The organism is Okeania sp. SIO3B5 (assembly GCF_010692555.1).
In the GTDB taxonomy this organism is placed as follows: domain Bacteria; phylum Cyanobacteriota; class Cyanobacteriia; order Cyanobacteriales; family Microcoleaceae; genus Okeania.
In genome coordinates this window covers 1-8,856 of record NZ_JAAHHG010000424.1, presented here as the reverse complement: position 1 = coordinate 8,856, position 8,856 = coordinate 1, and the positions used below count along the sequence as shown (strand labels likewise).

Below are 8,856 nucleotides of genomic sequence, written 5' to 3'. Positions count from 1 at the left end.
GTAATGTTCGTAAGGATTATAGGCATTAATCCAAAATATCTTATTCCTTTAAACCCTACTCCCTACTCCCTACTCCCTACTCCCTACTCCCAAGGAAATGTAGCAAAACTTTTGAGAAATGGTATTATTCTGTGAAGCATCCAAGAAGAAAATTAATGACAGACAAGGATTTTGCCACAGATGTACGGATGAGAGAATCTGCATTTTGTGAAGCTACAAAAAAGTCGGCGATGGAAGGAAAAAATCATAGTAGTATGTAATTATTGGGTGCTGCTCGTACCTACACATGACTTTTTATTCAATGCAAAAATAGCATTTTACAGGTAAGCATACATATAGACTCAAAAGTGATCGCCAAAAATAACATCAGAAAAAAAATCATTCTGTGAAGCACCAAAAGATAAAGATTTCTCCTATAGAGACAATAAACTCACAGCGCGATCGCTAGAATCACAAACCAATAACTCATTGTGTGAAGCACCAAAAAAATATGCAGGCAATTTCCCCTTGTATCCCCAAAAAAATCATGGTAGTATGTAATTATTGGTAGTTGCTCGTACCTACGCATGACTTTTTATTCAACGCAAAAACAGCATTTTAGAAGTAAGCATATATAGAGACTCAAAAGCGATCGCCAACAATAACGTTAGAAAAAATGCACAGTTTATAGGTGTGCCACTCCACTAAATTGATTACTATTTTTCTTAAAAATCAACAACTTGACTCAGTAAAAAATCTGCCGATATCAACCTTTCATCCAATTTTTTTTCTGCTGGTAAATATATAGCTACAGTAATATCCATAGAACTCAAATATTTACACATTAGAATTCCCACATCTTGCCAATCTAAACCCCCTAAACCACATCCAAGTGCAGGCATAGCTAAAGATTTTATCCCTTGTTTTTTATAATTATTGCAAAGCCATTCTAAGCCATTTTTTATATCTTCAATTTGAGAAGGATTTCTCCAATGTTTTTTTGTAGGAAACAGCAAAAACCATTTTTGTTCATTATTCAAAAAATCTTGAAGTAGGAAAAATGTACTATCTCCCAATTGTTCTTTTACCGATGATTCTCTTTTATATAAATATGGCTTTCCTATTTGCAAATCTTTGCTTTTACAAACTGCTTCATATCTAACATAAACATCTGGAAATCTATATTTTGCTGTTGATGCTAACCCTTTTCCCATAACACCAACACAATTAACACTCACAGTCAAAGTTTGCATATTGGAAAAAAACATATCCCCACGAATCAGAGAAATATTTTCTGTTAATCTTTGACTCCATTCTGGCTGGAAAAACTTTTTTGGCTCAACCACAATAGAAATTTTTTTATCATAATTACTTTGTGTGAGAGTGTCTCTTAAAGATTGATTAGCTTTTTCACAAGCCACATAAATAGTTTGAATATTACTAGCAGGAATTTTCTCAGGAACTAAACATTCAGCCATAATTTTTCTTTTAGAGCCATCCTCATTACTCCACCATTCCTTATCGGTTTCTTTCTTAATTTGTCTCAGAATATTTAATTCTTCTGCTTCCTGAATCGAAATAATTTCAGAATCGTTATGAGCAGCATTGCCTGTAGTAATCCAAATATGTCTTCTAGCTAAAATATCTCGTTTTACTGAAATAATAATAATTTTCTCAATAGGATATTTATGAATAATTGAGTAAAGCATTGGATTTCTAGGTTGAAAGTAAAGACTAGCAAATCCCCATAATTATTTATTATTCAAAACTATTTTTTGAGAACGATTATCGACTATTTGTGAATTGTAAATAATGGTGGTCTTTAGTTGATTATCTTCTATTGATTGGTGAGATAGAATACCTCTTTCTAAGATAGAAATAATATTTTCGATATGAGTAATATAAAACAAATTTTGAATACTTGTTTTTTGTACTATTTATTGCCAATACTTATAAATATCTCAATTATAACATTTACAAAAAAGATTATTAAAAGTAATTTTTAGACAGTGGTTCATTAATGGATAATTGATAATGGATAATTGATAATTACCTCTCCCTTTTAGAGAGAGGATTGACAAATAAGGAAAAAACTTATTCTATTGGTAGATTGGATATGGCGCAGGTTTTCTCGCCATTCCACCCTACGGGAAGCTGCGCTTTTCATGTCGCGTAGCGTTAACGTAGTTATGCGCCAGCAAAACGACCGCTTTTTTCCCCTCGAAAGGGGAAGCTTTTAACCCGAATTGTTTAATTATTTAATTATTTAATAATTAATTATTCGGTAAATTTGATTTACCCACAAACAATTTCAGCCTAAACAAACTAATAATTCTACTTCTTTTAAACGTAAGCATTCAGCTATTAGCTGTCAGCTATCAGCAACAAGACTCTCTCAATATAGGACAGTTTTTCAATTAATATAGCAATCCTAAATAGGTTGCGACAAATCAAAAAGTAGATAAAAAAACTGAAACTCTTACCTGTTCCCTGTTCCCTGTTCCCTATTCCCTAAAAAGCAGTAAGATTTTTGACATGAATAAAATAGGATTGCTATATAGGCTTTAAGGGCAAGGGAGCCAACTTTTGTAGTAAGACAATTAATAGAGCTTTTATCCTAAACTAAAAGCAATAGCTGATAGCTGATGGCTGACGGCTGAATGCTTACTTTTAAACTTCCTCTGCCGCTTGCAAAATCAAACGACGAGCAACAGTTTGAGTACCAGTATGCTCAAAATAATTAGTAGTCAAATCGAGAAAAGCCGCCAAATAATCCAACTTATCATCAGCAATATCCACAAAACCTTGTAAATGATCGATAATCATTTGCGGATCTAATCCTTGCGATGAAACTAAATTACTCATCCAACCTCTAACCGAATCAAAACTATTACCAATAAAATCAAGCTTACCCTGAGTACTATCACCAGGAATCAAATTATTTACCTTCTGAAATAAAGGATTTTGTTGCAAACCAGCAGAACTCATTCCTCCAATAATATCTCCCACGCGATCGACAAAATCAGGTCCCAAGGGAATCAACCCATCAAAACACACCAAAGCAACCATTCGCATCAAAGATGGGCCACTATATTCTTCTGCCAAAGCTGCTGAAAAATCTCCTAAACTTTCTCTAGTTGGCATTCCATTTAATTTGCAGAAAGCAACCAACTCACCCACTACCTTAATCGCTAAATCAACTGCCTGAGTTTTATCTGCTGATGGGGTTAATTTATTCAGAAAACTGAGGAAAGAGATTTTTTCACCAATTTTGTTGGCCATTGCTGCCGCACCCATAGCAGCATCAGCTTTATCCAGGGTTTGGTAAGCCCAGATAGCGCCCTGATAACCTTGAGATTCGTCATTATATATCCACAAAGCACGCTCACTGATTTTTTGAATCGTTGCTAAGTCTTCTTCGCCAGTTACTTTACGAACAGTATTTCTAAAACCTACTAAATTGTTCCATTCTCCAGGTACGATGAAATCTAAAGCACGTAATGCTGAAACTGTAATCCCACCATTGGGTAGGTCATCTACTAATGTGATAATTGAATTGTTCATAATTTATTTGTCTGTGTTAATTTTTTCTCCATTACAATTTATCTTGGTTCCGGAGACGATATTCCTATCCTATTTGCATTGAGCAAATATTCCGATAAGTCGTTCAAATACGATAACATCGTAAGTTTTACTATCTCTACAAGAGTTTGAAAATCAAGGAAAATATCATTCTGTGAAGCACTCGAAAAAATCGGCGGCGCAGGGAGATTTTCCCTTGCATCCTCAAAAAAATTGTGATACTGTGTATTTAATGGGGGTTGTTCGTACCTACACATGACTTTTTATTCAACACAAAAACAGCATTTTACGAGGTAAGTATATATAAAGACTCAAAAGCGATCGCCAACAATACAGTAACGTTAGAAAAAAATCATTCCATGAAGCATCTAAAGAAAAGATTTCTGCCATAGAGACTTTGAGCAATAAAATCACACCGCGATCGCCACCATCATCAACAGAGACATCATTCTGTGAAGCACTCGAAAAAATCGGCGGCGCAGGGAGATTTTCCCTTGCATCCTCAAAAAAATTGTGATACTGTGTATTTAATGGGGGTTGTTCGTACCTACACATGACTTTTTATTCAACATAAAAACAGCATTTTACAAGGTAAGTATATATAGAAACTCAAAAGCGATCGCCAACAATACAGTAAGGTTAGAAAAAATTCATTCCATGAAGCATCCAAAGAAAAGATTTCTGCTATAGAGACTTTGAACAATAAAATCACACCGCGATCGCCACCATCATCAACAGAGGCATCATTCTGTGAAGCACTCGAAAAAAAACGGCGGCGCGGGGAGATTTTCCCTTGCATCCTCAAAAAAATTGTGATACTGTGTATTTAGTGGGGGTTGTTCGTGCCTACACATGACTTTTTATTCAACTTGAAAAATCTAATTTTATTTGATAAATACTCTTTAAAACCTACCACCTAAGCACGTAATTCTGAAACTGTAATCGCACCAGTGGGTAAGTCATCTACTAATGTGATAATTGAATTGTTCATAATTTATTTGTCCGTATTAATTTTTTCTCCATTACAATTTATCTTGGTTCCGGAGACGATATTTCTATACTATTTGCATTAAGCAAACTTTCCGATAAGTAGTTCAAGTACCATAACATCCTAACTTTTACTATCTCTACTCAAGCAAGATATCATTCTGTGAAGCACTAAAAAAATGGTGGCGCAGGGAGATTTTCCCTTGCATCCTCAAAAAAATTGTGATACAGTGTATTTAATGGGGGTCGTTCGTACCTAGGCATGACTTTTTATTCAACTTAAAAAATTTCTCATCAGGGCAAACGCATCTAAATTCTGGAAGCTTTTGCTGTTAAGCTTTAGAAAAGTAATGAGCATTTATACTCTAAGGCTGACATCCTTGCCCTGTCAGAACTTCAAAATAAGATGCGTTTTCCCTGAATTTCTAATTTTATTTGACAAATACTCTCTAAAACCTACTGGACTGTTTTATCTAAAGTAGTGCGTTAGAATTGTCATTGCGTTAGCGTAGCTTTGCGATAGCAAACGATAGTGAAGCAATCTCTAGTGGATTTCCTATTGCATCATTTTAGATGAAACAGTCCACTACTGAACTGACACAGCTAAAGCTTTTAACTTGAAAATTCTGACTTTTGACTTTTGAGTTTTGAGTTTTAACTTTTCCTTGGTGGTAACTCCAAAGGTATTTGCCCTAATAAACCCTTACGAAAATCATCCAAAATTCTTCTTGCCATCCGTTCAATATCTCCTCGATAAAGTTGATTTGCCACCTCATGTAAATAACTTTCACCTGTATAATTACTTGCTTCTAACTCATAACGAGATTCTAAACAAGAAGCAGAAACAAAACCATTACTATCAACCTCTAGAGACATCAACAAATCAATCAAACTAGCAACAATTCGCTGATTATCATAAGCAGCATCGCCAATATCCTCACAAATAGCCAACTTAATCGCATCCTCTGGATTTTTAATCCTACTAGGAATTACCCCAGGAGCATCTAACAACTCAATCTCATCAGATATCCGTACCCATCTTAATTGCTTAGTCACACCAGCACGTCTAGCACTCTCAACAACCTTCCTCTTCAACAACCTATTAATCAGAGCAGACTTTCCCACATTAGGAAAACCAATAACCACAGCACGAACAGGACGAGGTAACATCCCGCGATCGCGCCTTCTTTGATTAACAACACGACCAGCTTCCCGCGCCGCCTTGGCCACACCCTTCACCCCATCACCCAACTTAGCATTAGTAAAATAAGGCACTTGTCCCTCAGCTTCAAACCATTCCTGCCAAATCTTCATCACATCCGAAGAAATCATATCCATGCGGTTCAAAACCAATACCCGCGCCTTATTCCCCACCCACTCAGACACCTGGGGATGATTAGTAGTTAGTGGAATACGAGCATCTCTAACTTCCAGAACCACATCAACCCGTTTCAGTTGTTCCTTAAGATTTCGTTCGGCCTTCGCAATATGGCCCGGATACCATTGTATAGTCATTAATTTAGAATTTAGAATTTAGAATTTAGAATTTAGAATTACCTCTTCTGATAAATTAAGAGGATTGGAGCATTAGAATTTAGAATTTAGAATTTAGAATTTAGAATTATACCAATTTGAAAAAAGAATGCTACAAAAAGGTAGAGATTAATCGGATATACTTAAAAATAGCTGCTCCAGTTAATTTTAGATAGTTATATCTATTTTTTTTCCCTTTTTTTCAAAATTTACCCCTTCCTCCTTCTTCCCTATTCCTTCTTTCTTACTTCTACCATTTGTAACAAACATTTATCAAAGGAGAGGCTTCATACCTGAATTTTTCGGTAATTATTGGGAGTACCACCGCCCAAATGGTCAAATAAATTGAGGATCATATTTGCATTATTCAGATGTAGCATCTTAATTGTGATTCAGGGAAATCTTTAATGCAAATTACCAATACAATTCATTTCCGAAACCTAAAAGGAGATATTTTTGGCGGGTTAACTGCCGCAGTGGTGGCCTTACCAATGGCACTAGCTTTCGGAATTGCTTCTGGAGCAGGTGCTGCTGCAGGGATGTGGGGAGCAATCTTAGTCGGATTTTTTGCCGCTTTATTTGGTGGCACCCCTAGTCTCATCTCTGAACCAACTGGGCCGATGACCGTCATTGTCACCGCTGTTATCGCCGAATTAATGGCCGTAAATCCTGAAAGTGGTCTGGCAATGGCCTTTACCGTGGTGATGATGGCGGGTATCTTTCAAATCCTATTTGGAGTCCTGCGATTAGGGAAGTATATTACCATGCTCCCTTATAACGTCATTTCTGGCTTTATGACAGGAATTGGCGTGATTTTGATTTTTTTGCAAATTGCGCCGTTTATCGGTCAAGAAACTCCCTCTGGTGGAGTAATTGGCGTGATTAAAGCTTTCCCTAATTTGATTGCCAATATTAATCCATTGGAAACTTTGTTAGGGTTAATTACTTTAGGAATTTTGTTCTTTTGTCCTGCAAAACTAAAAAAATTAGTCCCTCCCCAACTAATAGCTTTGGTAATTGGTACAGCTATTTCTTTGATTTTCTTTAGAAACATTGAAATTCGGACGATCGCTACAATTGGAGAAATTACCCCCGGTTTGCCACAACTACAAATGCCTACATTTACCGCTGAAAATTTACGGTTAATGTTTGTGAATGCCATGGTTTTAGGTATGGTGGGTTCCATTGATTGCCTATTAACTTGTTTGGTATCAGATAGTTTGACCAGAACTGAACATAAATCTAATAAAGAATTAATCAGTCAAGGGGTGGCTAATTTAATTACAGGTTTATGCGGTGGAATTGCTGGCTCTGGAGCCACAACAGCAACTGTAGTTAGTATCCAAGCAGGGGGACGCACCGCTTTAGCTGGGATTAGTCGTGCTTTAGCACTGTTGATTGTTGTGTTATGGGCAGCACCTTTAACTTCCGGAATTCCCCTAGCTGTGTTAGCAGGAATTGTCTTAAAGGTGGGAATTGATATTATTGATTGGGGTTTCCTCAAACGAGTTCACAACATTTCTTGGAAGGCTGCCGGAATTGTTTATAGCGTGGTACTCCTCACGGTATTTGTGGATTTAATGGTAGCGGTTGCGGTGGGAGTTTTTGTCGCGAATATTTTAACTATTGAACGTCTTGAAGAAATGCAATCTCAGTCTGTAAAAGCGATTACTGATGCGGACGATCAAATCGTCATGACTGAGGAAGAAAAGCAAATTTTGGATTGGGCAAATGACCGAGTTTTACTGTTTCATTTGAGTGGGCCAATGATTTTTGGAGTAGCCAAAGCGATTTCCAGAGAACATAATGCTATTGATAATTATGATGTGTTGATTGTTGATTTGAGTGAAGTGCCAATTCTAGGGGTGACTTCTTCTTTAGCGATTGAAAATGCCATTCAAGAGGCGATCGATGCTGGACGAGATGTCATTATGGTTGGAGCAACTGGAAAGGTAAAACGTCGGTTAGAAAAGCTGGGAATTGCTGGCTTAATTCCAGAAAATTACTGGATGGGCGATCGCCTGACTGCACTTAAGGAAGGTTTACAAATAGTGAAGCAAAAACAAAGCTCTAGTGCCGCTACGCGGAAGTTAAAAGTCAAAAGTTAAAAGTCAAAAGTATTGCTTAGTAAGGCTTTTACGATTTTGTAACCAGTTATTTCCGCCATCCTGCACTAGCTATGAAGATATTCCAAAATCTGCTTTTCCCAGTTCTTATATCAAATCCGTTGGCTTCGGAGTAATATAATTTCTATCGTCAGTAGGGACAAAAGGCTGTTCTACTCTAGAATATCAATAAATTATTCCTCAATACTGAATTATACCAATGCTACCGGATTTGATATTAATCCTATTTTTCTCAAAGAAACCGGATTTTTCCCAACATAATCCGCATTTTTAGCCGGAGCAATTCTGCTGATTATGCTGAATATTTGTCTAGAAGTTGAGATAGTTTTTTGTTTTTTTGGGGGGTGATATCAAATCCGGTAGCATTGGTGAATTAGATGGTGAGTAGGGGAGTAGGGGAGGTAGGGAGATAGGGAGATCGAGAAATATTTGGTAGTGGTTGAAGATGGAACATTTTTTTATACCGAATTAAAAGGATTTGATATGAGGGTAGCAACTGAAGTTTACAGCGCTTTTCAAATTAAGGACTAATTAATATTGTTGCCGATTTACTTTGCGGTAAAGGTATTTCCTTAAATGGATTATTTCCACAATCATCTTTTGTTGTGAATACTTCGTAATATACAAAAACTTCTTTCTTCCTTGTCTA

7 protein-coding genes and 1 pseudogene are annotated in these 8,856 nt (G+C 36.5%); 2 read left to right on the top strand and 6 right to left on the bottom strand.

Annotation, left to right across the window (positions count from 1 at the left end; genetic code table 11):
* Positions 1-131 precede the first annotated feature (131 nt).
* The gene (locus F6K54_RS34265) at positions 132-260 is read left to right on the top strand and encodes a hypothetical protein (RefSeq protein WP_293088056.1); all 129 of its coding nucleotides are present in this window, start codon (positions 132-134) and stop codon (positions 258-260) included.
* 444 nt (positions 261-704) lie between these two features.
* On the opposite strand, the gene F6K54_RS34260 is transcribed toward F6K54_RS34265, so the two are convergent.
* The 6 genes and pseudogenes from F6K54_RS34260 to ylqF all read right to left on the bottom strand — a co-directional run bounded on the left by F6K54_RS34260 (position 705) and on the right by ylqF (position 6,063).
* The gene (locus tag F6K54_RS34260) at positions 705-1,232 is read right to left on the bottom strand and encodes a macro domain-containing protein (RefSeq protein WP_293088057.1); all 528 of its coding nucleotides are present in this window, start codon (positions 1,230-1,232) and stop codon (positions 705-707) included.
* An 81-nt stretch (positions 1,233-1,313) separates the two neighbouring features.
* Positions 1,314-1,889 (bottom strand): annotated as a pseudogene (locus F6K54_RS34255) (DUF4433 domain-containing protein); the annotation flags it as partial.
* 760 nt (positions 1,890-2,649) lie between these two features.
* Positions 2,650-3,543 carry a hypothetical protein gene (locus F6K54_RS34250; RefSeq protein ID WP_293088054.1) on the bottom strand — a complete coding sequence of 298 codons (894 nt, stop codon included), beginning with the start codon at positions 3,541-3,543 and terminating at the stop codon, positions 2,650-2,652.
* 285 nt (positions 3,544-3,828) lie between these two features.
* Positions 3,829-4,116: a hypothetical protein gene (locus F6K54_RS34245; protein WP_293088053.1), complete on the bottom strand. Its 288-nt coding sequence runs from the start codon at positions 4,114-4,116 to the stop codon at positions 3,829-3,831.
* Positions 4,117-4,126: 10 nt separating this feature from the next.
* Complete coding sequence (locus F6K54_RS34240) at positions 4,127-4,360, bottom strand: hypothetical protein (protein ID WP_293088051.1); 234 nt, start codon at positions 4,358-4,360, stop codon at positions 4,127-4,129.
* Between the two features lie 842 nt (positions 4,361-5,202).
* Entirely contained in the window at positions 5,203-6,063 is an 861-nt protein-coding gene (ylqF, locus tag F6K54_RS34235; RefSeq protein ID WP_293088050.1) for a ribosome biogenesis GTPase YlqF, read from the bottom strand.
* A 425-nt stretch (positions 6,064-6,488) separates the two neighbouring features.
* Between ylqF and F6K54_RS34230 the strand changes: the two genes are divergently transcribed.
* Positions 6,489-8,189 (top strand): SulP family inorganic anion transporter, encoded by a 1,701-nt coding sequence (locus F6K54_RS34230; RefSeq protein WP_293088048.1) that lies wholly within the window; start codon positions 6,489-6,491, stop codon positions 8,187-8,189.
* Positions 8,190-8,856: the final 667 nt, after the last annotated feature.